This is a genomic window from Rhodovulum sp. 12E13 (genome assembly GCF_003340565.1).
Taxonomy (GTDB): Bacteria; Pseudomonadota; Alphaproteobacteria; order Rhodobacterales; family Rhodobacteraceae; genus HLUCCA09.
The window spans coordinates 54,699-79,711 of record NZ_QPLK01000020.1 but is presented as its reverse complement, the minus strand read 5'-3'; the positions used below and the strand labels follow the sequence as shown (position 1 = coordinate 79,711).

Below are 25,013 nucleotides of genomic sequence, written 5' to 3'. Positions count from 1 at the left end.
CGCTTCGCCCCGGCGGCGGGCGGGGCTGCGGCAACCTTTCGCCCTTCCGCCGGGCAGCGGCGCCCCCATGTATTCGGCTGAACGAATATGAAGGGTTCCGCCATGCCTGCCGCCACCGACCAGACCTCCTCGCTGACCCTCACCTGCCTGACCTGCGGCTCGGTCAACCGGGTTCCGACGGGCCGCCTCGGCGCCGGCCCGAAATGCGGCACCTGCGGCGCGCGGCTGATCGAGGGCAAGGTGGCCGAGCTCGACCTCGCAACGCTGGAGAAGGCGGCGCGCAGCGACGGGCTACCGCTGCTGGTCGATTTCTGGGCGCCGTGGTGCGGGCCGTGCCGGGCGATGGCGCCCGAATTCTCGCGTGCGGCGCAGGGGCTGGCGGGCGATGTGCGCCTCGCCAAGATCGACACGCAGTCGCACCCCGACGCGGCGATCCGCTACGCGATCCGGGGTATTCCGGCGCTGATCCTGTTCCGCCACGGGCGCGAGGCCGCGCGGCTCGCGGGCGCCCGCCCGGCGGCCGAACTCGTCCGCTTCGCCCGGCAGAACGCAGGCTGATCGCCGCTTGACATCGCCCGGGCGATGGGCGATCCCGCGCCGCACGGGGCCGTAGCTCAGTTGGGAGAGCGCGTCGTTCGCAATGACGAGGTCAGGGGTTCGATTCCCCTCGGCTCCACCAGTCCCATACAGAGGTCGCGGATGGCCCGCACGGGTGGTGCGCTCTGGTGCAGCCTTGCGGGAGACGGCGCGCGTCCGGGCTGGCGTTCGGTGCAGAAACGGCACGGACCTCCCTGATCGGCGGCCTTCGCAAGCGACCAGAGTGCCCGAGCGAGGCGCCGGCGGGTCAGGCCGCGGGCAACCCTGCCGGGCACGACCCTGCCTCGCAGCGCGTCATCTCCGTCGGTGCAGACCTGCCCAGACGGGGCGCGCTGGCCGGGCAGGTGCGATCAGGCTCTGCGGCGCAGGAGGGGACGGTCGCGCCGCGGCATCCCCGCTGTGCCGGTCGCTGCGACGCGATACCGGCCCGATGCCCGGCGGCCGTCAGAGGCCCAGCTTGGCGGCCACGATCTCGTTGACGGCCTTGGGGTTGGCCTTGCCGCCGGTGGCCTTCATCACCTGGCCGACGAACCAGCCGGCGAGCTTGGGGTTCGCCTGCGCCTTCTCGACCTGGGCGGGGTTGGCGGCGATCACCTCGTCGACGGCGGCCTCGATGGCGCCGGTGTCGGTCACCTGCCGCATCCCCCGTTTCTCGACGATCTCGGCCGGGTCGCCCCCCTCGGTATAGACGATCTCGAACAGGTCCTTGGCGATCTTGCCCGAGATGTCGCCCCTGCCGATCAGGTCGATGATGCCGCCGAGCTGCGCCGGCGAGACGGGGCTTTCGGAGATGTCGCGCTCGTCCTTCTTCAGCCGGCCGAACAGCTCGTTGATCACCCAGTTGGCGGCCGCCTTGCCGTCGCGCCCCTCGGCCACATGCTCGAAATAGGCGGCCGAGGCGAGATCGGCCGTCAGCACCGAGGCGTCGTAGTCCGACAGGCCGTAATCGCCCATGAAGCGCGCCTTCTTGGCGTCGGGCAGTTCGGGCAGGGCGGCCGCGATCTCGTCGACCCATTCCTGCTCGATCTCGAGCGGCAGGAGATCGGGGCAGGGGAAGTAGCGGTAATCGTGCGCCTCTTCCTTGGACCGCATCGAGCGCGTCTCGCCCCGGTCGGGGTCGTAGAGGCGCGTCTCCTGATCCACCGTGCCGCCGTCCTCGAGGATGGCGATCTGGCGCCGCGCCTCGTGCTCGATGGCCTGCTGGATGAAGCGCAGCGAGTTCATGTTCTTGATCTCGCAGCGGGTGCCCAGGTGGCTCGGGTCGCCCGTCTCCTGGAACCGCTCGTAGGCGCCGGGGCGGCAGACCGACACGTTCACGTCGGCGCGCAGGTTGCCGTTCTGCATGTTGCCGTCGCAGGTGCCGAGGTAGAGCATGATCTGGCGCAGCTTGGCGACGTAGGCGGCCGCTTCTTCCGGTCCGCGGATGTCGGGGCGGCTGACGATCTCCATCAGCGCGACGCCGGTGCGGTTGAGGTCGACGAAGGAGAGCGCCGGGTCCATGTCGTGGATCGACTTGCCCGCGTCCTGCTCGATGTGGATGCGCTCGATCCGCACCCGGCGGGCCACGCCCTCGCCCATCTCGACCAGCACCTCGCCCTCGCCGACGATCGGGTGGTAGAGCTGGCTGATCTGGTAGCCCTGCGGCAGGTCGGGGTAGAAATAGTTCTTGCGGTCGAAGGCGCTGGTCAGGTTGATCTGCGCCTTCAGCCCCAGCCCGGTGCGCACCGCCTGCGCCACGCAGAACTCGTTGATGACCGGCAGCATCCCCGGCATCGCCGCGTCGACGAAGGCGACGTTGTGGTTGGGCTCGGCGCCGAAGGCGGTCGAGGCGCCCGAAAAGAGCTTGGCCTGGCTCGAGACCTGCGCGTGCACCTCGAGCCCGATCACCAGCTCCCAGTCGTGCTTCGCGCCGGCGATGACCTTGGGCTTGGGCGGCGTGACGGCGAGATCGAGCATCGGAGACTCCACGGGGCTGCGGGCGAGGCCCAGTGTTTAGGCGAGCGGGCGACGCGCGGCAAGGCGGGGCCGCACCTGCCCAGCCCCGCCTGCCGGCCCGGCCCCGCCTGCCGGCCCGCCCGGCGAGGCGGCCGCACGGGAACGGGAGCGCGGCATACTGCACCCGTGATGCGAGCGGAAACCTGCCGAAGACGCGCCGCGCGGGGCGGGGTGGTTGAACGGGGCGCCTGCCTGTGGCCTCAGGGCGGCGCTGCCACCGTATGAGGAATCCGTTTCATGGTCCGCCGCCTGCTCGCCGCCCTCGCGCTTCCCTTCGCCCTCTGGGCCTGCTCGGCCGATGGACCCGGGCTCGTCGAACGGCTCACGGCGCCGCAGGAACGCCTCTCGACCTCGGCCATGCCCCCGCCCATGCGCTGGGATCATCACCCCGAGGCGAGCCAGTGGACCGAGACCGCCTTCGCCGCGCTCGAAACGCACGGCGCCGCGCTGTCGGCCATCACGCCTGCCGACATCGAGGCGTGGTGCCCCGCCTACCCGGAGGCGAGCCCCGAGGAGCGCAAGGCCTTCTGGGCGGGCCTCATCTCGACGCTCGCCAAGCACGAGAGCACGTGGAACCCGCGCGCGGTGGGCGGCGGCGGCCGCTGGTTCGGGCTGGTGCAGATCGCGCCCGCCACCGCCCGCGGCTATGGCTGCGAGGCGCGCTCGGGCGATGCGCTGAAGGACGGCACGAAGAACCTCTCCTGCGCCATCCGCATCATGGCCCGCACCGTTCCGCGCGACGGCGTCGTCTCGGCCGGGATGCGCGGCGTCGCGGCCGATTGGGGGCCCTTCCACTCGTCCCGCAAGCGCGAGGACATGCGCACCTGGGTGCGGGCCCAGCCCTATTGCAAGGGGTAAGTCGGCGCCGGGCGCCGCCTGCGTCAGCGCGCCGGCGGAGCGTCCGGCGACCGCGATCTTGCATCATTCGGCAGCGTTGCGCCATGCCGGGTCGAGATGGCGCGAGGCCCGCAAGGCTCTACGCCGCCGGCCAAGGGGACAGGCACGGCGCGCTGGTTGCGGCGCGGGCAGCGGCTGGCGCGGCCCGCGATCAATAGCCCGCCAGCCCCTCCATCTTCTTGGCCCAGGCCGGGCGGCGGGTGACCTCGGGCAGCGAGACATCGGGTGCGTGGCGGCCGCCGAGCTGGAGCGTGCGCGCCTTGAGTTCCTCGATCGCCTCGGCCGAGTTGGGCGAGAGCTTGGCCGCCGGGATCGGGCGGCCCACGTTGATCCGGTAGGGCTGACGGCCCTTGTTGAGCGTCTCGTGGAACAGCGTGATGTCGCGCAGGGACGGGTGGAGCAGGTCGAACAGGTAGAACAGCCACGAGTTGCGCGCACGCACGTTCACCGGGATCACGTCGAGGTCGAACTTGCGCGCGATCATCGCGGCCGAGGCCATCCATTCGCGCTCGTGCAGGCGCAGGCCGCGCCTCTTGGCCAGACGGCCCGACGGGAAGATCACCCCGATCCGGCCCGCCTCGATCGCCTTGCGCGTATAGGCCATCGTCTCGCGCGTCTTGGCGTGGGTGCGCTTGTCGAGCCGCCACTCGACGGGCGCGATCATGCTCTCGAATTGCGGCAACAAGCGCAGGATGTCGGAATTGGCATAGAAAAAGGCGTCGGGCCTCCGGTGACGCAGGGCGTGCCACATCATGATGCCATCGGCGATGCCGGTGGGGTGGTTGGCCACGATCATCGCGGGCCCCTCGGCCGGCACCCGCTCGAGCCCCCGCACCTCGACGTCGCGGCAGATCATGTCGGCGATGTCGGCCATGATCTCGGGCGTGGGCATGTCCCGGTAGCGCTCGGCGATCTTCAGGGTGCGCTCGTAGCCCAGGGCGCGGTCGAGCGCGAGGCGGGCGAGCGCGGCATAGGGAGCAGGGCGGAACAGCCACCGGGCCCGCTCCTCGATCAAGGGGTCGATTCTCTCTCTCATCTCCCACCCGCCCGCTATGACGCTCCGGCGCCCCGATCCTAGCAGGTCGCGAGGGCGGCTGCACCCCCGGGCGACAGCGACCCGGGGTGCAACCGGCCGGGACCCGCCCATGCATGCACCTGCCGCCCGAACGCCCTGCCGCAGACCCCGTCAGGCGGCGACGCGGTCGACGCCCTTCATCAGCGCGTCCATCACGCCCTTGACGAAGTCGTCGAGATCGGCCGGGCTGCGGCTGGTCAGGAAAGGGGAGTCGGCCACGAGACTCTCGTCGACGACCTGTGCGCCGGCATTCCTCAGATCGGTGCGGATCGACTTGTAGCTCGTCATTCGCTTGCCTTTGGCCAGACCCGCCTCGATCAGCAGCCACGGCGCGTGGCAGATCGCGGCCACCGGCTTGCCCGCATCGGCGAAGGCGCGGATCAGGTCGATCGCCTCGGACTTGGTGCGGAGGATGTCGGGGTTGATCTGCCCGCCCGGAAGGACGACTGCGTCATAATCCTCGGCCCTCGCCTCGGCGAGCGACAGGTCGGCCGCGGCCTGCTCGCCCCAGTTGTCCTTGTCCCAGCCGCGGATGTCGTCGCCCTCGGGCGTCGCCACATGGACGGTCGCGCCAGCGGCGCGCAGCCGGTCGCGGGGCACTTCGAGCTCCGACTGCTCGAAGCCGGACGCGGCGAGGATCAGGATCTTGGCCTCGTTCACAGCGGGCATGGTATCTCCTTCCTTTCGGATCTGCGCGGAAACGCCGGCCACCCTCGCCTGTTCCGAGCAGCCGTCCGCGCCCTTGCGTCATGCACGCGGCCTTCCCCAGGCCCGCCCGGCCCCGGGGCGTCCCGGCCCGGGTCTTCTCCCGGCTTCTTCTTGCGCCAAATATCCCGGGGGAGTCGCCCGGAACGGGCGACGGGGGCAGCGCCCCCCCACCCGCGCGACGGGGGCGCGACGCGGCCGCCGGGGCGGCGTCAGCCGAGGATGCGCGAGACCATTTCGCCCGTGTCGCGCGACAGGCCGGGCGCGGCGGCGATGCGCTGCAGCGCCGCACGCATCATCTGCTGGCGGTCCGCGTCGTAGCGCGGCCAGGTCTCGTAGAGCGTCGTCATTCGCGCCGCGGTCTGCGGGTTCAGCGGGTCGAGCCGCACGAGCCAGTCCGCCAGCATGGCGTAGCCCGCGCCGGAGGCGTGGTGGAAGCCTGCCGCGTTCATGCCCAGCGCCCCCAGCACCGCGCGGAAGCGGTTGGGGTTCTTCCAGTCGAAAAGCGGGTGGCCGGTCAGCCGTTCGGCGGTTGCCGCGGCCTCGTCGGGCGCGGCGTGAGCGACCTGCAGGGCGAACCACTTGTCCATCACCAGCCGGTCGTGCCGCCACCTCTCCTCGAAGGCGGCGAGCGCGCCGCCCGCCACCCCCGCCTCGATCAGAGGCCCGAGGGCGGCGAGCGTCTCGGTCATGTTGTCGGCCGCCTCGAACAGCGCGCCCGCCCGCGCGCCGCCGTCGATCCGGGTGAGCAGCTCCAGCGCCTGTGCGCGCAGCGCGCGCCGGCCCGCGGCCGGGGCGTCGGGCGTGTAGGGGCCGGGCGTCGCCATCTCGTCGTGGAGCCGTGCGAGCACGGCCTCGAGATGGCGCGCGATCTCCTCCTGCAGGGCGCGCGTGGCCTCCCAGATCCGCTGCGGATCGGGGACGATGCCGCTGGCGTGCAGCGTCTGCGCCATGTCGTCCTGGCCGGGCAGGCGCAGGGCGAGGGCGCGGAAGGCCGGGTCGAGCGTGTCGTCGGCGGCGAGGCGCGAAAGCGCGTCGAGAAAGGCCCTCCCGGGCGCGGCGTCGGCGCTCACCATCCGTGTCAACGTGTCCTTGGCGAGCGCGCGCCCCGCTTCCCAGCGGTTGAAGGGGTCGGTGTCGTGGGCCAGGAGCGCCAGCCGTTCCTCGGCGCTCGTCTCGCGCTCGAGGATCACCGGCGCCGAGAAGCCGCGCAGGAGCGAGGGCACGGGCCGCGCCGGCAGCCGCTCGAAGGTCCAGCTCTGGCTGCCCTCGGTCAGTTCCAGCACCGTGGTCGGCACCAGTTCCTTGCCCTCCTTCGTGAGCAGGCCCATGGCGACGGGAATGACCATGGGCGCCTTGTCGGGCTGGCCGGGCGTGGGCGGCGTGCGCTGCGAGAGCGTCAGCCGGTAGGTGCCGTTCTCGTAGGTTTCCGTCACCTGCACGCGCGGCGTGCCCGCCTGCGAGTACCACAGCTTGAACTGCGCCAGGTCGCGCCCCGTCGCCTCCTCGAAGGCGGTCAGCCAGTCCTCGATCGTGGCCGCCTGCCCGTCGTGCCGGTCGAAATAGAGGTCGAGCGCGGCGCGGTAGCCGTCTTCGCCCACCAGCCGCTTGAGCATGCCGATCACCTCGGCGCCCTTCTCGTAGACGGTCGCGGTGTAGAAGTTGTTGATCTCGACGAAGCTCTCGGGCCGGACGGGGTGGGCGAGCGGCCCGGCGTCCTCGCGGAACTGGCGCGCGCGCAGGGCCAGCACGTCGTCGATGCGCTTGACGGCATGGCCGCGCTGGTCGCCCGAGAACTGCTGGTCGCGGAAGACGGTCAGCCCCTCCTTCAGGCAGAGCTGGAACCAGTCGCGGCAGGTGATGCGGTTGCCCGTCCAGTTGTGGAAGTACTCGTGCGCGACGATGCTCTCGATCGCCTCGTAGTCGCGGTCGGTCGCGGTCTCGGGGCTGGCGAGCACGTACCTGGAGTTGAAGATGTTCAGCCCCTTGTTCTCCATCGCGCCCATGTTGAAGTCGTCGACGGCCACGATGTTGAACACCTCGAGGTCGTATTCGCGGCCATGGGTCTCTTCGTCCCAGCGCATCGAGCGCTTCAGCGCGTCCATCGCGTAGGCGCAGCGCCCCTCGTCGCCCGGGCGCACCCAGACGTTGAGCGCGATCTCGTTGCCAGACCGGGTACGGAACGTGTCGCGATGCGCCCGCAGATCGCCCGCCACGAGGGCGAAGAGGTAGGCGGGCTTCGGCCAGGGGTCGTGCCACTCCGCCCAGCCCGGGCCGGAGTCTGCCGGGTTGCCGTTCGACAGCAGCACCGGCAGGTCCGACTCTATCCGCACGTGGAAGGGCGCCATGACGTCGGGTCGGTCGGGGTAATATGTGATCTTGCGGAAGCCCTCGGCCTCGCACTGGGTGCAGAACATCCCGTGCGAGAGGTACAGGCCCTCGAGCGCGGTGTTGGCCGCGGGGTCGATCTCGACCTCGGCCTCCCAGGTGAAGCGGCCCTCGGGCACGCCCACCTCGATACCGCTCCCGGCCGGGCGGGGCTCCACCGCCGCGCCGTCGATGCGGGTCGAGACGGGCGTGAGGTTTTCGCCGTGCAGGAAGAGCGTGCGTGCTGGCGGGGCGGCGGGGTTTGGCGCGAAGACGATGCGCGACAGCACGCGGGTGCCCCGCGGCGCGAGGCGGAAGGTCAGGCGCACCTCCTCGACGCGGAAGGAATAGGGGGCATAGTCCGCAAGGTGCACCTGCTGCGGGGCGGCGTCCTTCATGGCAGTCCTCGCTCGTTGGGATGAGCGCAACCTAAGGGGGCGACGGCCGGCCGCAAGTCCGGTCGCGGGTCGAGGCGCTCCGGCTCCCGCGCGCAAGGCGCTTCGAAGCGCCTTGCCACGCGCCTTGCAAGGCGCGTCCCAAGGCCCTTGCAAGGGCCTTGTCCCCCGCACCACGACAGGGCTTGGCCGCGGCGCGGCGGCGCCTATCTCGCGCCGCATGACGATCCTCTTGTGGTTCAAGCGCGACCTGCGGGTGCAAGATCATCCGGCCCTATCCCATGCCGCCGCGCTGTCGGCCGAGACGGGGGCTGCCGTCCTGCCCGTCTGCATCGTCGAGCCGGCATACTGGCGTCTGCCCGACACCTCGGCGCGGCAATGGGGCTTCACGGCGGAGTGTCTGGCCGGGTTGCGAAAGGCGCTCGCGCGCCTCGGCCTGCCGCTCGCGATCCGCGTGGGCGACGCGGTGGAGGAACTGGCCGTTCTGTCGAAGGCGCACGGCGCCACGCGCCTCGTCAGCCACGAGGAGACTGGCAATGGCTGGACCTACGCGCGTGACCGTCGCGTCGCCGCCTGGGCGCGCGAGGCGGGCCTGCCATGGGACGAACTCGGCCAGTCGGGCGTCGTGCGACGCCTTGCCAGCCGCGACGGCTGGGCGGGCCGCCGCGAGCGCTGGCTGCGCCAGCCGCGCCTCGCCCCGCCCGGAGGGCTGCCGACGCCGGGCGGCGTCGAGCCCGGACGACTGCCTTCGGCGGCCGATCTCGGCCTCGCGCCCGACCCGTGCCCCGGCCGGCAGGCGGGTGGCCGCGCCGAGGCGGAGCGACTGCTGGAGAGCTTCCTCGCCGAGCGCGGGCGCACCTACCGCAAGGACATGTCGTCCCCGCTCACGGGGGAGCGGGCGTGCTCACGCCTGTCGCCCCACCTTGCGCTGGGTACGCTGTCGGTCCGCGAGGCGCACCAGGCCGCGCTCGCCCGCAAGCAGGCGGCACAGGGCAGGCGCGACGGCTGGGCGGGTGCGCTCGCCTCGTTCGCCTCGCGCCTCGCCTGGCGCGACCACTTCATGCAGAAGCTCGAGGACCAGCCCGATATCGAGCATGCCTGCCTGCACCCGGCCTACGAGGGCCTGCGCCCGGCCGAGCCCGAGCCCGCCCGCCTCGCCGCGTGGCAGCGGGGCGAGACCGGGCTGCCCTTCGTCGACGCCTGCATGCGATACCTCGCCGCCACCGGCTGGCTCAACTTCCGCATGCGCTCGATGCTGATGGCCGTCGCCTCCTACCACCTCTGGCTCGACTGGCGGGCGACGGGGCCGCATCTCGCCCGCCTGTTCACCGACTACGAGCCGGGCATCCACTGGAGCCAGGTGCAGATGCAGTCGGGCACGACCGGGATGAACACCGTGCGCATCTACAACCCGGTCAAGCAGGGGCACGACCAGGACCCGTCGGGCGCCTTCATCCGGGCCTGGGTGCCGGAGTTGTCTGAGGTGCCAGACCGCTACCTTCAGGAGCCCTGGCTGTGGGAGGGCGCGGGGCGTCTGCTGGGGCGCGCCTACCCCGCCCCTCTGGTCGACGTGAAGGCGGCGGCGAAGGCGGCCTCGGCGAAGGTCTGGGGCGTGCGAAAGGGCGCGGCGTTCCGCGCCGAGGCCGACCGGATCGTGACGAGGCACGCCAGCCGCAAGGAGGCGGGCGTGCCGATGCGGTTCCGCCGCGACCCCGAGCCGAGGCCGCCGCAGCGCACGCCCGATCAGCTGAAGCTCGACCTGTGATGGCGAGGCACCGGCGGAAGGGCGACCTGCCCACCAAAACATGCGCCACCTGCGGCCGCCCCTTCGCCTGGCGCCGCAAATGGGCGCGGGTGTGGAACGAGGTGCGCCATTGTTCGGACAGGTGCCGCCGGGCGCGGCGCTCCCCGGGCGCAGCAGGCGCCACCGATGGGCCCGGCCCGGCCGGGGCGTCGGACGGCCCCGCCGGGACGCGCTGAGCGCGCGGTTCGCCCGTTTTCCCGGCACGTGCCGTCCTGCAGGGCGCCCCCTGTGGCGCTTCACGTTGTATTTCGCGATCTGGCGTATATCCTTTCCCGGCAAGCAGGAGAGAGAGCGCGCAATGGCCCGACCCGTCGTCGGAATCATCGGAAACCGCCACTGGATCAACGACCAGTATCCCGCCCATGCCGGAGGAATGATGAACTCCGAGGCGGTGGCCGAAGTCGTCGGTGCGCTGCCGCTGCTGATCCCGGCGGATCCGCGGCTCGTCTCGGTGCCGGATCTGCTGGACACCTGCGCCGGGTTCGTCTTCACCGGGGGGCGCCCCAACGTCCACCCCGAGGAGTACGGCGAGGTTGAGACGGATGCGCATGGCGCCTTCGACCGCGAACGCGATGCCGTCGCCCTGCCGCTGATCCGCGCGCTGGTGGAACGGGGGCAGCCCTTTCTCGGTATCTGCCGCGGCTTCCAGGAGGTGAACGTGGCGATGGGCGGCACGCTCCACCCCGAGATCCGCGATCTGCCAGGTCGGATGAATCACCGCATGCCCCCCAACGGGACGCTGGAAGAGAAGTTCGCGCTGCGCCACAGCGTGAGGGTGCGCGAGGGCGGGCCGTTTCACCGCCTGTTCGGCGCGACCGAGGTGCTGACCAACACGCTTCACGGGCAGGGGATCAAGACACCCGGCCGCCGCATCGTGGTCGACGGCTGGGCCGAGGACGGCACCGCCGAGGCGCTCTATGTCGAGGGGGCGCCCGGCTTTACCCTGTCGGTGCAGTGGCACCCCGAATACCGCGCCGCCCAGGACCCGGTGTCGCGCCCGCTCTTCGAGGCGTTCGGTGCCGCCGTCGCTGCATGGGCAGCGGGCGAGCGCGCCCCGGTCCTGCGGACGGCCTGAGCCCCGCGCGGCTTCCCGCGGGTCCCGATCGGACCCACCGAGCGGCCACCCGACGTGCCGCGCCTCCGGTGCGCGTGCGGTTCAGCCCGCGCCTGCCGCCCGGTGACGGTCTGCGCTTGACCGGATCGCGCGACGAGACGAGCCTTCCGGCCAGACAACGGGAAGGTGCTGCATGAAGATTCTCGTCGCCTACGGCACGACCGAGGGGCAGACCCGCAAGGTCGCCCGTTTCGTGGCCGACCGGCTGGTCGATGCCGGCCACGCCGTCGAACTGCTCGACGCGAACGATGCCGAGGGGCTCGATGTCGGCCGATTCGGCGCGGCGGTGCTCGCGGGGTCGATTCATGGCGGGCGCTACCAGCCGGCGCTCGTGGATTTCGCCCGGGGCAGCGCGCAGGCGCTCTCGGCGCGGCCGGGCCTGTTCCTGTCGGTCTCGCTCAGCGCCGCGGGCGACGATGCCGGGGAATGGGAGGGCATTCGCGCCATCGCGGACGAGTTCGCGCAGGAAACGGGGTGGCGGCCGGGCCGGGTGGAGCATGTGGCCGGTGCCTTCCGCTTCGGCGAGTACGATTACTTCAAGGCCTGGATGATGCGCCGCATCGCCCGCGAGAAGGGCGAGACGGTCGATCCCGAGGGCGACACCGAATACACCGACTGGGCCGCGCTGGGTGCGGCGGTCGATGACTGGGCCGGGGCGCTGACGTGAGCATGGCGCGGTATGGCCCGGCGGCGGCGCGGGCGGCGGCGCGGGCGGGGCCTCCGGCGGGGATACTTGAAGCAAGAAGAAGCGCAGGGCGGTCGCCCGGTGCCTTCTGTCGAGCGCGGTAGGGAGGGGCGCATGAAGCGGTCGGAGGTGAACGCGATCATCGGCCGGGCGGCGGAGGTCATCGCCGGGCACGGCTTTCGCCTGCCGCCCTTCGCGTGGTGGTCGCCCGAGGAGTTCCGCGCCCGGAGGCACCAGGCCGGGCGGGTGATCGAGGCGCGCCTCGGCTGGGACGTGACCGATTACGGGCAGGGCGATTTCGACCGGCTGGGTCTGTTCCTGTTCACCTTGCGCAACGGGCGGCCGGGCGACCTGCTTGCAGGGGGCGGGATGTGCTATGCCGAGAAGCTGCTGATCTCGCGGGCGGGTCAACTGAGCCCGATGCACCGGCACATCGTGAAGGCGGAGGACATCATCAACCGCGGCGGCGCCACGCTCGCGGTCGAGCTCTACGGCTCCGACGCGGCGGGTCGCTTCGCCGAGGACCAGGGCGGCACGGTGTGGTGCGACGGGATCGCACGGCCCTTCGCCCCGGGCGAGGTGATCCGGCTCGCGCCCGGCGAGAGCGTGACGCTGATGCCGGGCGACTGGCATGCCTTCTGGGGCGAGGGGGGCGAGGTGCTGGTGGGCGAGGTCTCGACCGTCAACGACGACCTGACCGACAACGTATTTCGCGAGCCGCTCGGCCGCTTCGCCGAGATCGAGGAAGACGAGGCGCCGCGGCACCTGCTGGTGTCCGACTACGAGGCCTGGCTCGGGTGAGCCGCCGCGCGCGCCGGGCCGGCGGGGTCGATGCGGCCCTGCAGGCGCCTCTTCTCACTCCTGGATCGACATCAGGTAGTCGGTGAGCACGGCGATCCGCCCTCGGGTGACGACCTCGGCGCCGAAGGAGCCGTATTCGCCCCGTGCCCCGGCCGAGAAGCGGTCGCCCCAGACGGGCATCGCACCGCCGTGGCCGCGCACGCCGGTGCGCCCGTCGATCACCTGGAAGACGTCGAGGTAGGGAAAGGTGCCGTCGTTTTCGGCGGCGAGCGTCGTCAGCGACGGCACCTCGATGCTGAGGTATTCCGTCATCGGCCCGGCGCCCTTGCCGCTTTCGCCGTGGCAGACGGCGCAGGCGATCATGTATTCGGCCTTGCCCGCCTGCATGTCCTGCGCGCTGGCGGTGGAGCCTGTGCCGATCAGCCCGGCGGCGCAGAGAGCCATGATGTGAGGTGCCCAGGTCATGTCCGTCTCTCCCCTCGTTCGGTTGCCTCGCCACCGAGAGTAGACGCGTTTTCCGGGGCTCGAATTGTCGGCCGTCAACGCACCGTCGCGCCGAGGGACAGGCCGTGCCGGCCCGCGAGATCAGTGAAGAACTGCCAGGCGACGCGGCCCGAGCGGCCGCCGCGCGTGGCCTGCCACTCGATCGCCTCGGCGCGCAGCGTCTCGGCGTCGACGGCGAGGCCGAAGGCGGCGCAATAGCCCGCGATCATGGCGAGATACTCGTCCTGGCTGCAGGGGTGGAAGCCGAGCCAGAGGCCGAACCGGTCCGACAGCGAGACCTTTTCCTCGGTCGCCTCGGAGGGGTTGATCGCCGAGCCGCGCTCGTTCTCGATCATGTCGCGCGGCATCAGGTGGCGCCGGTTGGAGGTGGCGTAGAAGAGCACGTTGTCGGGGCGCCCCTCGATGCCGCCATCGAGCACCGCCTTGAGCGACTTGTAATGCTGGTCGTCGTGGGAGAACGACAGGTCGTCGCAGAACAGCAGGAAGCGGTGCGCAGCGGCGCGCAGGTGGCCCAGCAGGCGGGGCAGCGAGGGAAGGTCCTCGCGCTGGAGTTCGACGATCTTCAAGGGCAGCCCCTCGGACACGACCGCGCCGTGCACCGCCTTGACGAGCGACGACTTGCCCATGCCGCGCGCGCCCCAGAGCAGAGCGTTGTTGGCTGGCAGGCCCTGCGCGAAGCGGCGCGTGTTGTCGAGCAGGGTGTCGCGCGAGCGGTCGATTCCCACGAGCAGCGACAGGTCGATGCGCGAGACGACCGGCACCGGCTCCAGCCGGTCGGGCGCGGTGTGCCAGAGGAAGGCGTCGGCCGCATCGAACTCGGGCGCGGGCTGCGGGGCAGGCGCGAGCCGCTCGAGCGCCGCGGCGATCCGTTCGAGCGCGGCGCTCTCTTCCGGCCTCGCGCGGTCCGGCCCGCCGTCGCGCATCAGGCGGTTTCCTCGTCCTCGTCGTCGAGCAGGCCCTGCGCGCGCAGCTCGGCGGTGCGCTTGCGCTCCACGCGGGCCACGAGGAGGATCGACAGCTCGTAGAGCGCGTAGACGACCGTGAACAGGATCACCTGGGTGATCACGTCGGGCGGCGTGATCAGGGCAGCCAGCGTCAGGATACCGACGATGGCGTATTTGCGCACGTTCTTGAGCCCCTCGACCGAGACGAGCCCGGCCTTGCCCATCAGCGTCAGCAGCACCGGCAGCTGGAAGCACAGGCCGAAGGCGAAGATGAACTTGAGCGACAGATCGAGGCTCTCGCGCACCGAGCCGAGGAAGACGGTGCGCAGCTCCGGGTCGGTGCCGGGTGCGGGGGCGGCCACGTCGGGGTCGTTGCCGGCGACGAGATTGGCGATGGCCGGGACGGCATCGGAGAAGCCGATGAAGAAGTTCATCGCCAGCGGCGTGACCACCCAATGCGCGAACGAGGCGCCGGCCAGGAACAGGAGCGGCGAGGCGAGGATGAAGGGCAGGAAGGCGGCCCGCTCCGAGCGGTAGAGGCCGGGCGCCACGAAGCGCCACATCTGGTGCGCGATGATCGGGAAGGACAGCGCGAACCCGAAGACGAGGCTGATCCGGATGAGGACGAAGAACTTTTCCTGCGGCGCGGTGAAGATCAGCCGCGGATCCTCGCCGCGGGCGCGCAGGACGTCGGCGATCGGGTCGACCAGCAGGTCGAGGATCGGCTCGGCGACGAAGAAGCACGCCACCATCGCCACGAAAAAGGCGGCGACCGAGCGGATCAGCCGGGTGCGCAGCTCGGCCAGGTGCTCGATCAGGGGGGCGGCGGAGGCCTCGACCTCGTCGCGCTCGTCGGGGCGGTCGGTCATGCCTTGTCCTGTTTCGCCTCGGCGGCGGTGTCCTCGGCCCCGGGCACGCCGCCCACGGGCTCGGACCGACGCGCCGGCGCATCGCCGCCGGGCTCGGGCGCGGGCCCGGCGCCCGCCTCGCCCTCGTGCTCGAAGCCCCGGAAGCTGGCCGAACGCTCGTTGGCGCGGCGCACCGCCTCTTCGCGGCGGGCCTTCGCTTCGGCCGTGCGCTTCTCGGCGAGGGCGGCTGTTTCGGGCCCCTGGGGCGGCGCGTCGGGGCGGGCGCTTTTGGCCTTCGCCCCTTCGTCCTCCGCCTCGTCGTCGAACGCCGCCTCGATGTCGTCGAGGCCGGCGGCCGACTTGAACTTCCGCGCCGCGGCAGACCGCGGGTTCGACATCGAGCGCAGGTCGCGGGCAATGTCGCGGGCGCCGGACTGGTCGGCGGCCTCGTCCATCGCGCGGGAGAACTCGCGCGCCATGCCGCGCATCTTGCCCGTGAACCGGCCGAGCGCGCGGAACATCACCGGCAGATCCTTGGGCCCCACCACGATGAGGGCCACGATGCCGATGAGCAGGAGTTCGGTCCAGCCGAGGTCGAGCATGGTGGGTCAGGCCCGGGGCGGCGGGCCGCCGCTCAGACCTTGTCCTTGTCTTCGGGGGACACGTCGCGGGCGGCAGCGGTGTCGCTGTCGGACGTCTTGTCCTCGAGCTCCTGCTTGCCCTCGTTGACGCCCTTCTTGAAGGCGGTGATGCCCTTGCCGACCTCGCCCATCAGCGACGCCACCTTGCCCCGCCCGAACAGGACGAGGACGACGACCGCGATGAGGATGAGGCCGGGAATGCCGATCTGACCGATGCCCATGAATTGCTCCCTCGCTGGCGCAGCCCGAAGATCAAGACGGGACGGGGTGGGCGGCGCGCGGGCTTCCTGATCCGTCGCGCCCTACTTAAGGGGCAAGCGCTCCGGATCAAAGGGGCAATTCGCAGGGCGCGCAGCCGTGACGCGACGCCCCTCCCGACACGACCGGCGAAACGTGCGACGCGGACCCGTGCGGAGGGCGGGCGCAACGCCCTTGGAAGGGCGTTCCACGCGCGCGATCGCGCGCGTCAAGGCGTTTCGAAACGCCTTCGCCCCGCCGCGGCCGTGCGCTCCCCCGCCTCACTCCGCCGCGCGGGCGGTCGGCGGCGCGGCAGGCGCATGGTCGGCGGCCTGCGCGGCCGGCACGCCCGGCGACTCGCCTGCGGGAAACACGAAGCAGCGATCGCGCCGGATCGTCAACCACATCGGCGTTCCCGGGCGCGGCAGGAAGACCGAGGGCACCGTCGCCTTCAGCCGCGCGCCGCCCTCCTCGCACACGAACTCCACGAGGCTTTCGCGGCCCATGAAGCGCGCCCGCTCCACCAGCGCCCTGGCCGCGACCCCGTCGGTCTCGGTCGGCAGGGGGCCGCGGCCCTGCCGGTCGAAGTCGATCCGCAGGTGCTGCGGGCGGATCACGATGTCGACGGGCTGCCCGTCGCGCAGCCCCGGGGTCAGGAAGCGGCCGAACGGCGTCTCGGTCAGCGCGCCGTGCGAGACCCCGCGCACCACGTTGACATCGGAGAAGAAGGCGGCGGCGGCGAGGTCGGCGGGGTTGTTGTAGACGTGATAGGGCGAGCCGCGCTGCACCACGCGGCCCGCGCGCATCAGCGCGATCTCGTCGGCCATGCGCATCGCCTCGTCGGGCTCGTGCGTGACGAGCAGCACCGCCGTGCCCTCCTCCTTCAGCAGCGCGAGGGTCGTGTCGCGCACCTCGTCGCGCAGGCGGTTGTCGAGGCCGGAAAAGGGCTCGTCCATCAACAGGATCGCCGGCTGCGGCGCGAGGGCGCGGACGAGCGCCACGCGCTGTTGCTCGCCGCCCGAAAGCTGGTGCGGAAAGGCGTCGGCGAATCCCGCGAGATCGACCCGGGCGAGCAGGCCGTCCACCCGCTCGCGATGGGCGCGCAGGCCCCCCTTCAGCCCGAAGGCCACGTTGTCGCCCACCGAGAGGTGGGGAAACAGCGCGAAGTCCTGGAACATCAGGCCGATGCCGCGGCCCTCCGGGGGCAGGTGGACGCGCCCGTCCGAGACGGGCCGCCCGTCGACGGCGATGGTGCCTTCGTCCTGCCGGTCGACGCCCGCGATCAGGCGCAGCGTGGTCGACTTGCCGCATCCCGACGGCCCCAGAAGGCACGTGACCTGCCCCGCCGCGATACCGAGATCGACGGCATCGACCACCCTGCGCCCGCCGAGGCGGCGCGTCAGGCCGGTCGCGGAGAGCCGCGGCGGGAGAGCCTTTGGCTCGGCTGGGGCGGAGGCTGTCACGGGCGGTTTCCGACCAATTCCATCGGGATTGGATGACAGCTAGCAGCGGGGACCCCGCGGCGCAAGGCGGCCGGGCGTCGTGGCGCACGCCGCTTGCGGCGGCCCGGTCCGCGGCGGCCCGCTTCGCGGCGACATGGGGCGGGCCTGGCAGGCCCGGGGCCTCGGCTCAGCGGCGGATGCGCGGCCCGCGGCCGCGGCGCTCCGCCGGGTGCCAGGACAGATGGGCCTTGAGGCGGTCGATCTTGCGGTCTCGGCGGTCGCGGGCGATTCGGTCGAGCAGCCGGCCGAGCCCCGTGCCCATGGCCGTCGCCGCGGCCTCCATCCTGCGCAGAACAGACGTCGTCATTGCTGTCATCTCCCGCTGACGGTTTCGGTCGAGGTGCGCGGCGCCCGCGCCGCCGGTGCCGCGCCGCGCGGCCCTCCGGCGCGGGGGCGGCTTCTGGGCGGGCGCAGGGCCAGATATGGCGCGGATTGTGGCAACTTCGCGGCCTTCATCCAGCCTTCGCCACGAAATTGCGCGAAACAGGGAATTTCCGGGGCGCGCACAATCGGGCGCGGGGCGGTGGTCTTCGCCCGTCGGGCGGCCTAGCCTTGCGCCCGATGGCGCCCGACCAGGGCCGCGGAGGACCGATGAGCGACGAAAGAGCGGACGGGGAAGGGGCCCGCGGCACCGGACCGCACACGGAGGACGAAGCGGCCCGTCGCCGCGCCGAGGAGCGGGCGCGCGGCCTTCGGGTGCTGCGCGACGCGATCCCCTACATCTGGCCGCGCGAGCGCACCGTCGAGGCGCGCCGCCTCAGGATCCGCGTCGTCGGCGCGCTGGCGCTGCTGGTGCTGGCCAAGCTCGTGTCGGTCACCATTCCGCTGATCTATTCGCGCGCGGTCGACACGCTCGCGGGCGAGGTCGACCCCGGCGCCGGGATGCTCGCGGTCGGCGCCGTGGGGCTGACGATCGCCTATGGCCTCGCCCGGCTGATGAACACCGGCTTCCAGGAGTTGCGCGACGTGGTCTTCGCCGCCGTCGCCCAGCGGGCGCTGCGCAAGCTGGCGCTGCGCACCTTCACCCACATCCACCGTCTGAGCCTGCGCTACCATATCTCGCGCAAGACCGGGGCGCTCTCGCGCGTGATGGAGCGGGGGGTGAAGGGCGTGCAGTTCCTGCTGCGCTTCATGGTCTTTTCCATCGGTCCGCTGATCCTCGAGCTGCTGCTGATCGCGGGGATCCTCGTCACGCTGTTCGACTGGACGTTCCTCGTCGTGCTGGCCGTCACCATCGCGGTCTATGTCTGGTTCACCTTCACGGTGACGGAGTGGCGGCTGCAGATCCGCCGCGAGATGAACGAGCAGGACGAACGCGCCAACCAGCGCGCGATCGATTCGCTGCTCAACTTCGAGACGGTGAAGTATTTCGGCGCCGCGGGCCGCGAGGCGGCGCGCTACGACGTGGCGATGGAGGGTTTCGAGACCGCCTCGATCCGCACCACGACCTCGCTCGCGGCGCTCAACACGGGCCAGGCGCTCATCGTCAATGCGGGCGTGGCGGGGGTGATGGTGATGGCCGCGCTCGGCGTGATGCGGGGCGACTACACGGTGGGGGAGTTCGTGATGGTGAACTCCTACATGCTGCAGATCGTGCTGCCGCTCAACTTCCTCGGCACGGTCTACCGCGAGATCCGCCAGAGCCTGCTCGACATGGGGCAGATGTTCGACCTGCTCGACCAGCCCGCCGAGGTGGTCGACCGCGAGGGCGCGGCGCCGCTGACCGTGTCCGGCGGGGAGGTGGTCTTCGACGCGGTGCGCTTCGCCTACGAGCCCGAGCGGCCGATCCTGAAGGGCATCTCGCTCAGGGCGGGGCCGGGGGAAACGCTGGCGATCGTGGGGCCGACCGGCTCGGGCAAGTCGACGATCGGGCGGCTCCTCTTCCGGTTCTATGACGTGACGGGCGGCGCGGTCAGGATCGACGGGCAGGACGTGCGCGACGTCACGCAGGCGAGCCTGCAGGCCGCCATCGGCGTGGTGCCGCAGGACACGGTGCTGTTCAACGACACGATCTGGTACAACATCGCCTACGGACGGCCCGACGCTTCGCACGCCGAGGTCGAAGCTGCGGCGCGGGCGGCCGAGATCCACGAGTTCGTGGTCGGGCTGCCCGCGGGCTACGACACGCTCGTGGGCGAGCGGGGGCTGAAGCTGTCGGGCGGCGAGAAGCAGCGGGTGGGCATCGCGCGCACGATCCTGAAGGATCCGCCGATCCTGCTGCTGGACGAGGCGACCTCGGCACTCGATACCGCCACCGAGCAGGCGATCCAGTCCTCGCTCCGGCGGATGGGCGAGGGACGCACCGTGATCGCCATCGCGCATCGCCTCTCGACCATCGTCGACGCCGACCGGATCGCCGTGCTCGACGCGGGCGAGGTCGTGGAGCAGGGCAGCCACGCCGAGCTTCTCGCCCGCGGCGGGCGCTACGCGGGGCTCTGGCGGCGGCAGGCGGCAGAGGACGCGGCCTGAATGTCGCCGCCGACGGCGCCTAGCCTCGGCGGCACGAGAGAGGTTTCGCCGCCTTCGGCGGCGATCCGCCGCGAAACGCCGCCCGGGTCGCCTGCGGTATCGCTGGTCGGGCGTCGCGGGGGGCTTGCGGGCGTCGGGGGCGCGGGAGAGGTCGGGAGGTGCGCTTGGGGAGGCGCGTGTTTCGCCGCCTGACGGCGGCGACCGGGGGGCCGCGGCTGGCGCCGCGGCCCTTTTCCGCCCCGCACGGGGCCGCCGGCTACTCGGCGGCGCGGAGGGGCGGGGCGGGCAGGGCCGGCTGTTCGGGCGCCTTGAGCGGACGCGCGCGCCGGGTGGCGGAGGCGGCGGGCGTCGGCGCGGGCGTCCGGACGGCGAGGGGGGCGGGGGCGAACTCGGCCGGGTCGAAGACGAGCAGCGGCCGCTTGGCCCGCCGCGCCGCCCGCGCAAGTGCGACGTCGCGGGCGATGCGGCTCTCGCGCCCCATCACCAGCGCGGCCAGGCCGCGGGCCGAGCGGTAGGCGCCCTGGCCCGCCCAGACGCGCACCGCCAGAAGCGACGGCGTCAGAACCAGCGTCAGCACCGTGGCGATGCCGAGGCCGAAGACGACGGCGGTGGCGAGCTGCGTCCACCACATGGCGGTGGGCGAGTTGAGCGAGTAGCCGCCGCCGAAGAAGTCGAGGCTGAGGCCCAGCATCATCGGCGTCAGCCCCGCCATGGTGGTGATCGTGGTCAGCAGCACCGGGCGCAGCCGCTGCTCGGCGGTGCGCACGATCGCCTCGAGCCGCGGCATGTAGCGCGACAGCTCCTGGTAGGTGTCGATCAGCACGATGTTGTTGTTCACCACGATCCCGGCGAGCGCGACGATGCCGGTGCCGGTCATGATGATGGAGAACGGCTGGTTCATCACCAGCATCCCGATCAGCACGCCGGTGGTCGACAGCACCACCGCGAGCAGCACCAGCACGGCATTGTAGAACGAGTTGAACTGCGCGAGCAGGATGATGAACATCAGCCCCAGCGCCGCGCCGAAGGCGTTCTGCAGGAAGGCCTGGCTCTCGGCCTGCTCCTCCTGGTCGCCTGTCCATTCCCACTCGAAGCCGTCGAGCGCGCCGGAGGTCTCGAGCCACTCGGTGAGCACGGCGATCCGCTCGTTGGCGTTGACCGGCACGACCGACAGGCCCTCTGACCCTATCCGTTCGGCGAGCGGGCCGCTCTGCGTCGCCGCGGCCGGCACCACGTCGACCGTTTCGCCGTCCGGGCCGGCCAGCCTGACGAGGCCTCCGGCCACGTCGGCCTTGACGTCGTAGTAGCGCGACTGGTCGACGCGGTCGATCCGGCCGAGCTTGGCCACCGGCTCGCGCGTGACGAAGTTCGACAGGGGCACGAGACCATCGGCCGTGCGCACCTTGAGCGTGTCGAGCGTCGACAGCACACGGTCGTCCTCGGGCAGGCGAACGCGGATGTCGATCTCTTCCTCCGAGGTCGGCACGCGCATCGTGTCGAGAAAGATGCCGCGGGTGACGAGCTGCACCATCGCTCCCACCGTCGCCACGTCGGCGCCGTAGCGGCCCGCCTTCTCGACGTCGACCGAGATCTCCCAGTCGATGCCGGGCAGCGGGCGGGTATCCTCGATGTCGATCAGGCCCGGCGTGTCCTCGAAGCGGGAGCGCACCGTCTCGACGGCGCGCTCCAGCTCGGCCAGATCCTCGCCCTTGATGCGCAGGTGCAGCGGCTTGCCCGAGGCAGGGCCCTGCGCGAGCTCGGTCACCTCGGTAAAGATGCCGGGGATCGTGTCGAGCCGCGCCTGCAGGTCGTCCATGATGGCCTGGCCGGAATAGGCGGGATCGACCGTGGCGCGGTCGAGCACGGGCAGGCCGAAGATCGTGAGCGGATCGCTGATGCGCGGCCTGTCCTCCCACCGGGTCATCTCGATCTGGACCTGCCCGATCGCGTCGCGCGGCCCCGACGATCCCCCGGTATTGGAGTTGAGCCCACCCTCGCCGGCAAAGGCGAAGGCGGTCTCGATGCCGGGGGTGCCCAGCACCTCCTGCTCGACCTCGCGCACCAGCGCGTCCTTCTCGGCGAGCGAGAGGTTGCCGCGGGCGCGGACATAAACGATCGCCTGCTCGGGCTCGGTCTCGACGAAGAACTCCACCCCGCGGTTGTTCTCGCCATAGGTGGCGAAGGTCGCCATGACGACGCCGATCACCACGGCGATCATCACCAGCGGCATCACCGGGTTGCCTGTGATGAACTGGATGAGCCAGCCGAAGGGCGTGCGGCGGTGACCGGCGCGCACCTTTCGCGGGCCCCACTGGATCGCCGCGGCGTGCAGCGTGATCGAGACGAGGATCGCGGCCGCCACGAACAGCAGCCCGCCGATGGCGCTGGCCGCGAGCGGCGGCAGGCCCGCGGGCAGCAGGTAGGTCGGGTTGAGCACCTGCATGGCCGCGGCGAAGGCGAGCCAGATCGCGCCGAGCGCCAGCGCCGCGCGCAGCACCCAGGGCAGGGTCGCCGTGAGCAGATCGGCCACGCGCCCGAAGGTGCGGCTCATCCGCCCCGAGACACCGCCCATCACCGGCAGGAAGACGAGCGCCGAGACGAACGAGGCCGAGAGCACGAAGATGAGCGTCACGGGGAGCATCCCCATGAACTCGCCCGGCACGCCCGGCCAGAACAGCATCGGCAGGAACGCGCAGAGCGTCGTCGCCGTCGACGACACGATGGGCCAGAACATGCGCTGCGCGGCCTCGACATAGGCGCGCATCGGGCCCGAGCCGTCGCGGATGCGCTTGTCGGCGTATTCCACCACCACCACCGCGCCATCGACCAGCATGCCCACGGCGAGGATCAGGCCGAACATGACGATGTTCGAGATCGACACCCCGATCACCGCGAGCAGCGCGAAGCACAGCATGAACGAGGTGGGGATGGCGAAGCCCACGAGCAGCGCGGGCCGGGGCCCGAGAGCGGCCAGCACCACGATCATCACCAGCGCGATGGCGGTCAGCACCGAGCCCTCGAGCTGCTGGACCATCGCGCGCACCTGGTTGGACTGGTCGTTCGAGGCGCCGACGATCACCGCCTGCTGCAGCTCGGGCGGCCACGTCTCCTGAGCCTCAGCCACGGTCTCGCGCACCAGCGCGACCGTGTCGATCAGGTTGAAGCCCTTGCGCTTGACCACCTGCAGGGCCACCGTCGGCTCGCCGTTGAAGCGGGCGGTGCCGGTGCGGTCTTCGAAGGTGAGGTTGATCTCGGCGAGATCGCCGAGCGTCACCACGCGGTCGCCGTTCACCTTGACGGGCAATTCGTAGATGTCGCGCGTCTCGTCGAACGACGACGGGATCTTGACGGAGAAGGCCCCGCTCGCGGTCTCGACCTCGCCCGCGGCGATCAGCTGGTTGTTCTGCGTCACCGCGTTGATCAGCTCGCCGGCGGTGACGTTGTAGGATTCGAGCCGCAGCGGGTCGATCACCACCTCGACCATCTCGTCGCGGTGGCCGGCGAGCGCGGCCTCGAGCACGGGCTCCAGCCCCTCGAGGTCGTCCTGCAGGTCGGTGGCGAGTTGCAGCAGCGTCCGCTCGGGCAGGGGGCCCGAGAGGGTGACGATGACGATGGGAAACTCGGAGAAGTTGAACTCGTCGACCGTCCAGCTTTCGGCGCCGTCGGGGAAGTTGGCCTCGGCCTTGTCCATCGCGGCGCGGATGTCGGCCAGCGTCTGCGACTTGTTCCAGCCGAACTCGAACTCGAGCACCACGTTGGCGTAACCCTCCGTCGCGGTGCCGCTCATGGTGTCGAGCCCGTCGAGATCGCTCATCTCGGTCTCGATCGGCTTGACGATCAGCTTCTCGGCGTCCTCGGCGGAAATGCCGGGAAAGGGGACGGAGATGAACACCGCCGGGATCTCGATGTCGGGCTCGCCCTCCTTGGGCAGGCCGACATAGGCCGCGCCGCCGATGACGAGCGACAGCACGATGAAGGCAACGACCATGCGTGCATGATCGGCGGCCCATTGAACGATGCCGATCATTGCGTGACCCCCTCGGCGCCGCTCACTGTGGCCGAGGCGGCCGCGGGCGCGGGCGCACCGGGCGCGGCGTCGCGCAGGGTGACCTCGATCGGCACCCCGTCGGTCACGTATTCCTGCCCCACCACGATCACGCGCACCTCGTCGTCGAGCCCCGTGACCAATACGCCCCGCGGCGTGTCGCGGATCAGCTCGACGGGCACGAAGGCGGCCACGTCGCCCGCCTCGCCCGCCCGCGCCGTCCGCACGCCGAGACGGCCCGAATCGTCGAGCGTCAGCGCCGAGGCGGGCAGCAGGTGCGCCTCGGCCCCGTCGGCCGCGATGGCGATCTCGGCGGTCTGGCCGTCGCGTATGGCGAGATCGGGGTTCTCCGCCGTGATCTCGACGCGGAAGGTGCGCGTCTGGGGGTCGGCCGAGCGGGCGACGAAGGTCACCCGGCCGGTCACCCGCTGGCCCGAGACGAGCTCGGCCACGGCCTGTGCGCCGAGGGCCACGCGTGCCACCTGCGCCTCGGGCACGAAGCCTACGACGCGGATCGGGTCGAGCTGGATCACCGTGGCGCAGGCCTGCCCGGGCTGCATCAGCGCGCCGAGCTCGGCGGTGTCGCTTTCCAGAAGCCCGCCGAAGGGCGCCTCGATCGCCAGCCGCTCGATCTCGGTCTCGGCGGCGGCGACGGCGGCCTCGGCGCTCTGCACGGCCGATTGCGCACCCTCCAGGCCGGCGCGGGCCGTCTCGACCTGCGCGCGGGCCGACGAGACGGCGGCGGCGGCCGCGGCGACCCGCGTCTCGGCGGCGAAGCCCGATTGCGAGAGCGACTGCGCCGCGCGGTCGTTGATCTGCGCTTCGGCGAGCCGCGACTCGGCCTCCTCGATCCGGGCGGCGGCCTCGGGGATGCGGGCACGGGCCTCGCGCAGGCGGGCGCGCGCCTCGGCCAGGGCCACCTCGCGCGTGCCGGGGGCGATCCGGCAGAGCACGTCGCCCGCCTCGACCAGCGCGCCCTTGCGCAGGGGCGCGTTGACGATGCGCCCCGACGTCTCGGCCTGCACCTCGACCTGGCGTGCGGCCTCGGTCCGGCCACGCAGCTGCACCGCGGTGTCGATCTCGCGCGCCTGCGAAGGCATGGCGACGACGCGAATGCGGTCGGGCGCCTCCTCGATGACCGAGGCGCCTGTTCCGGTCGAGCCGAGCGCCGTCTCGTCCTCGCGCTCAACGTCGGCCGCCTCGGTCGCTTCGGGGGGTGCTCCTTCGGGGGCCCCGCGGCCGGCGAACTCGAGCAGCGCCTCGCGCTGGATCACCACCATGTAGATGGCGAAGGCGACCAGAAGCGCCGTGAGACCGTAGATCAAGCGCATGTGGGGCGCCCCTTCCTCGCAAGAACCGGGCCGGTTCCGGCCCCGGCCAGACCTAAC

Annotated in this window: 21 protein-coding genes and 1 tRNA gene; 9 read left to right on the top strand and 13 right to left on the bottom strand. The window is 71.6% G+C overall.

The annotated features are described in order from the left end of the window. The first annotated feature begins 102 nt into the window (after nucleotides 1–102). Both trxC and DLJ49_RS16080 read left to right on the top strand, forming a co-directional pair. Nucleotides 103–558, top strand: a complete 456-nt coding sequence (gene trxC / locus DLJ49_RS16085) for a thioredoxin TrxC (protein WP_115394573.1) — start codon at nucleotides 103–105, stop codon at nucleotides 556–558. Between the two features lie 45 nt (nucleotides 559–603). Continuing rightward, nucleotides 604–679, top strand: a tRNA-Ala gene (locus DLJ49_RS16080). Between the two features lie 362 nt (nucleotides 680–1,041). Here DLJ49_RS16080 and gatB read toward each other — a convergent pair. Further along, entirely contained in the window at nucleotides 1,042–2,553 is a 1,512-nt protein-coding gene (gatB, locus tag DLJ49_RS16075) for an Asp-tRNA(Asn)/Glu-tRNA(Gln) amidotransferase subunit GatB (protein WP_115394572.1), read from the bottom strand. A gap of 276 nt (nucleotides 2,554–2,829) precedes the next feature. On the opposite strand from gatB, the gene DLJ49_RS16070 reads away from it, so the two are divergent. Beyond that, nucleotides 2,830–3,450, top strand: coding sequence for a transglycosylase SLT domain-containing protein (locus DLJ49_RS16070; protein WP_115394571.1), 621 nt, complete (start codon nucleotides 2,830–2,832; stop codon nucleotides 3,448–3,450). Between the two features lie 190 nt (nucleotides 3,451–3,640). On the opposite strand, the gene DLJ49_RS16065 is transcribed toward DLJ49_RS16070, so the two are convergent. The 3 genes from DLJ49_RS16065 to pepN form a co-directional block, all read right to left on the bottom strand. Then, complete coding sequence (locus tag DLJ49_RS16065; protein WP_115394570.1) at nucleotides 3,641–4,525, bottom strand: 1-acyl-sn-glycerol-3-phosphate acyltransferase; 885 nt, start codon at nucleotides 4,523–4,525, stop codon at nucleotides 3,641–3,643. Between the two features lie 150 nt (nucleotides 4,526–4,675). Further along, entirely contained in the window at nucleotides 4,676–5,233 is a 558-nt protein-coding gene (locus DLJ49_RS16060; RefSeq protein ID WP_115394569.1) for a type 1 glutamine amidotransferase domain-containing protein, read from the bottom strand. 248 nt (nucleotides 5,234–5,481) lie between these two features. Beyond that, nucleotides 5,482–8,034: an aminopeptidase N gene (gene pepN / locus DLJ49_RS16055; protein ID WP_115394568.1), complete on the bottom strand. Its 2,553-nt coding sequence runs from the start codon at nucleotides 8,032–8,034 to the stop codon at nucleotides 5,482–5,484. 217 nt (nucleotides 8,035–8,251) lie between these two features. On the opposite strand from pepN, the gene DLJ49_RS16050 reads away from it, so the two are divergent. The 5 genes from DLJ49_RS16050 to DLJ49_RS16030 all read left to right on the top strand — a co-directional run bounded on the left by DLJ49_RS16050 (nucleotide 8,252) and on the right by DLJ49_RS16030 (nucleotide 12,435). Beyond that, entirely contained in the window at nucleotides 8,252–9,796 is a 1,545-nt protein-coding gene (locus DLJ49_RS16050; RefSeq protein WP_115394567.1) for an FAD-binding domain-containing protein, read from the top strand. Next, nucleotides 9,796–10,011, top strand: coding sequence for a DUF2256 domain-containing protein (locus tag DLJ49_RS16045; protein ID WP_115394566.1), 216 nt, complete (start codon nucleotides 9,796–9,798; stop codon nucleotides 10,009–10,011). Before DLJ49_RS16050 ends, DLJ49_RS16045 begins: the two co-directional genes overlap by 1 nt. Before the next feature lie 122 nt (nucleotides 10,012–10,133). Further along, nucleotides 10,134–10,910: a gamma-glutamyl-gamma-aminobutyrate hydrolase family protein gene (locus DLJ49_RS16040; protein ID WP_115394565.1), complete on the top strand. Its 777-nt coding sequence runs from the start codon at nucleotides 10,134–10,136 to the stop codon at nucleotides 10,908–10,910. 172 nt (nucleotides 10,911–11,082) lie between these two features. Further along, nucleotides 11,083–11,616, top strand: a complete 534-nt coding sequence (locus DLJ49_RS16035; RefSeq protein WP_115394564.1) for a flavodoxin domain-containing protein — start codon at nucleotides 11,083–11,085, stop codon at nucleotides 11,614–11,616. 132 nt (nucleotides 11,617–11,748) lie between these two features. Beyond that, on the top strand, nucleotides 11,749–12,435 hold the full coding sequence (locus tag DLJ49_RS16030) for a D-lyxose/D-mannose family sugar isomerase (RefSeq protein ID WP_115394563.1): 687 nt from the start codon (nucleotides 11,749–11,751) through the stop codon (nucleotides 12,433–12,435). 54 nt (nucleotides 12,436–12,489) lie between these two features. On the opposite strand, the gene DLJ49_RS16025 is transcribed toward DLJ49_RS16030, so the two are convergent. From DLJ49_RS16025 to DLJ49_RS15995, 7 genes are all read right to left on the bottom strand, one after another. After that, complete coding sequence (locus DLJ49_RS16025) at nucleotides 12,490–12,900, bottom strand: c-type cytochrome (RefSeq protein ID WP_233489103.1); 411 nt, start codon at nucleotides 12,898–12,900, stop codon at nucleotides 12,490–12,492. Between the two features lie 74 nt (nucleotides 12,901–12,974). Continuing rightward, nucleotides 12,975–13,862, bottom strand: a complete 888-nt coding sequence (locus DLJ49_RS16020; protein WP_115394562.1) for an ATP-binding protein — start codon at nucleotides 13,860–13,862, stop codon at nucleotides 12,975–12,977. Beyond that, nucleotides 13,862–14,752 (bottom strand): twin-arginine translocase subunit TatC, encoded by an 891-nt coding sequence (gene tatC / locus DLJ49_RS16015; RefSeq protein WP_115394561.1) that lies wholly within the window; start codon nucleotides 14,750–14,752, stop codon nucleotides 13,862–13,864. Before tatC ends, DLJ49_RS16020 begins: the two co-directional genes overlap by 1 nt. Continuing rightward, nucleotides 14,749–15,333, bottom strand: coding sequence for a Sec-independent protein translocase protein TatB (tatB, locus tag DLJ49_RS16010; protein WP_115394560.1), 585 nt, complete (start codon nucleotides 15,331–15,333; stop codon nucleotides 14,749–14,751). The genes tatC and tatB overlap by 4 nt, the downstream gene beginning before the upstream one ends. A gap of 32 nt (nucleotides 15,334–15,365) precedes the next feature. Next, nucleotides 15,366–15,593 (bottom strand): twin-arginine translocase TatA/TatE family subunit, encoded by a 228-nt coding sequence (locus DLJ49_RS16005; RefSeq protein WP_115394559.1) that lies wholly within the window; start codon nucleotides 15,591–15,593, stop codon nucleotides 15,366–15,368. Between the two features lie 297 nt (nucleotides 15,594–15,890). Beyond that, a complete protein-coding gene (locus tag DLJ49_RS16000) occupies nucleotides 15,891–17,072 on the bottom strand; it encodes an ABC transporter ATP-binding protein (RefSeq protein WP_115394558.1) in 1,182 nt (393 codons plus the stop codon). A gap of 166 nt (nucleotides 17,073–17,238) precedes the next feature. Further along, the gene (locus DLJ49_RS15995) at nucleotides 17,239–17,418 is read right to left on the bottom strand and encodes a hypothetical protein (RefSeq protein WP_115394557.1); all 180 of its coding nucleotides are present in this window, start codon (nucleotides 17,416–17,418) and stop codon (nucleotides 17,239–17,241) included. Between the two features lie 284 nt (nucleotides 17,419–17,702). On the opposite strand from DLJ49_RS15995, the gene DLJ49_RS15990 reads away from it, so the two are divergent. Continuing rightward, nucleotides 17,703–19,580, top strand: a complete 1,878-nt coding sequence (locus tag DLJ49_RS15990; protein ID WP_115394556.1) for an ABCB family ABC transporter ATP-binding protein/permease — start codon at nucleotides 17,703–17,705, stop codon at nucleotides 19,578–19,580. 256 nt (nucleotides 19,581–19,836) lie between these two features. Here DLJ49_RS15990 and DLJ49_RS15985 read toward each other — a convergent pair whose 3' ends face one another. Further along, the gene (locus DLJ49_RS15985; protein WP_115394555.1) at nucleotides 19,837–23,607 is read right to left on the bottom strand and encodes an efflux RND transporter permease subunit; all 3,771 of its coding nucleotides are present in this window, start codon (nucleotides 23,605–23,607) and stop codon (nucleotides 19,837–19,839) included. Then, nucleotides 23,604–24,956: an efflux RND transporter periplasmic adaptor subunit gene (locus DLJ49_RS15980; RefSeq protein ID WP_115394554.1), complete on the bottom strand. Its 1,353-nt coding sequence runs from the start codon at nucleotides 24,954–24,956 to the stop codon at nucleotides 23,604–23,606. Before DLJ49_RS15980 ends, DLJ49_RS15985 begins: the two co-directional genes overlap by 4 nt. Nucleotides 24,957–25,013 lie beyond the last annotated feature (57 nt).

Bases quoted from the DNA above. Each gene is read 5' to 3' on its own strand.
- trxC (WP_115394573.1), top strand. From the start codon at position 103: ATGCCTGCCGCCACCGACCAGACCTCCTCGCTGACCCTCACCTGCCTG.
- gatB (WP_115394572.1), bottom strand. From the start codon at position 2,553: ATGCTCGATCTCGCCGTCACGCCGCCCAAGCCCAAGGTCATCGCCGGC.
- DLJ49_RS16070 (WP_115394571.1), top strand. From the start codon at position 2,830: ATGGTCCGCCGCCTGCTCGCCGCCCTCGCGCTTCCCTTCGCCCTCTGG.
- DLJ49_RS16065 (WP_115394570.1), bottom strand. From the start codon at position 4,525: ATGAGAGAGAGAATCGACCCCTTGATCGAGGAGCGGGCCCGGTGGCTG.
- DLJ49_RS16060 (WP_115394569.1), bottom strand. From the start codon at position 5,233: ATGCCCGCTGTGAACGAGGCCAAGATCCTGATCCTCGCCGCGTCCGGC.
- pepN (WP_115394568.1), bottom strand. From the start codon at position 8,034: ATGAAGGACGCCGCCCCGCAGCAGGTGCACCTTGCGGACTATGCCCCC.
- DLJ49_RS16050 (WP_115394567.1), top strand. From the start codon at position 8,252: ATGACGATCCTCTTGTGGTTCAAGCGCGACCTGCGGGTGCAAGATCAT.
- DLJ49_RS16045 (WP_115394566.1), top strand. From the start codon at position 9,796: ATGGCGAGGCACCGGCGGAAGGGCGACCTGCCCACCAAAACATGCGCC.
- DLJ49_RS16040 (WP_115394565.1), top strand. From the start codon at position 10,134: ATGGCCCGACCCGTCGTCGGAATCATCGGAAACCGCCACTGGATCAAC.
- DLJ49_RS16035 (WP_115394564.1), top strand. From the start codon at position 11,083: ATGAAGATTCTCGTCGCCTACGGCACGACCGAGGGGCAGACCCGCAAG.
- DLJ49_RS16030 (WP_115394563.1), top strand. From the start codon at position 11,749: ATGAAGCGGTCGGAGGTGAACGCGATCATCGGCCGGGCGGCGGAGGTC.
- DLJ49_RS16025 (WP_233489103.1), bottom strand. From the start codon at position 12,900: ATGACCTGGGCACCTCACATCATGGCTCTCTGCGCCGCCGGGCTGATC.
- DLJ49_RS16020 (WP_115394562.1), bottom strand. From the start codon at position 13,862: ATGCGCGACGGCGGGCCGGACCGCGCGAGGCCGGAAGAGAGCGCCGCG.
- tatC (WP_115394561.1), bottom strand. From the start codon at position 14,752: ATGACCGACCGCCCCGACGAGCGCGACGAGGTCGAGGCCTCCGCCGCC.
- tatB (WP_115394560.1), bottom strand. From the start codon at position 15,333: ATGCTCGACCTCGGCTGGACCGAACTCCTGCTCATCGGCATCGTGGCC.
- DLJ49_RS16005 (WP_115394559.1), bottom strand. From the start codon at position 15,593: ATGGGCATCGGTCAGATCGGCATTCCCGGCCTCATCCTCATCGCGGTC.
- DLJ49_RS15995 (WP_115394557.1), bottom strand. From the start codon at position 17,418: ATGACGACGTCTGTTCTGCGCAGGATGGAGGCCGCGGCGACGGCCATG.
- DLJ49_RS15990 (WP_115394556.1), top strand. From the start codon at position 17,703: ATGAGCGACGAAAGAGCGGACGGGGAAGGGGCCCGCGGCACCGGACCG.
- DLJ49_RS15985 (WP_115394555.1), bottom strand. From the start codon at position 23,607: ATGATCGGCATCGTTCAATGGGCCGCCGATCATGCACGCATGGTCGTT.
- DLJ49_RS15980 (WP_115394554.1), bottom strand. From the start codon at position 24,956: ATGCGCTTGATCTACGGTCTCACGGCGCTTCTGGTCGCCTTCGCCATC.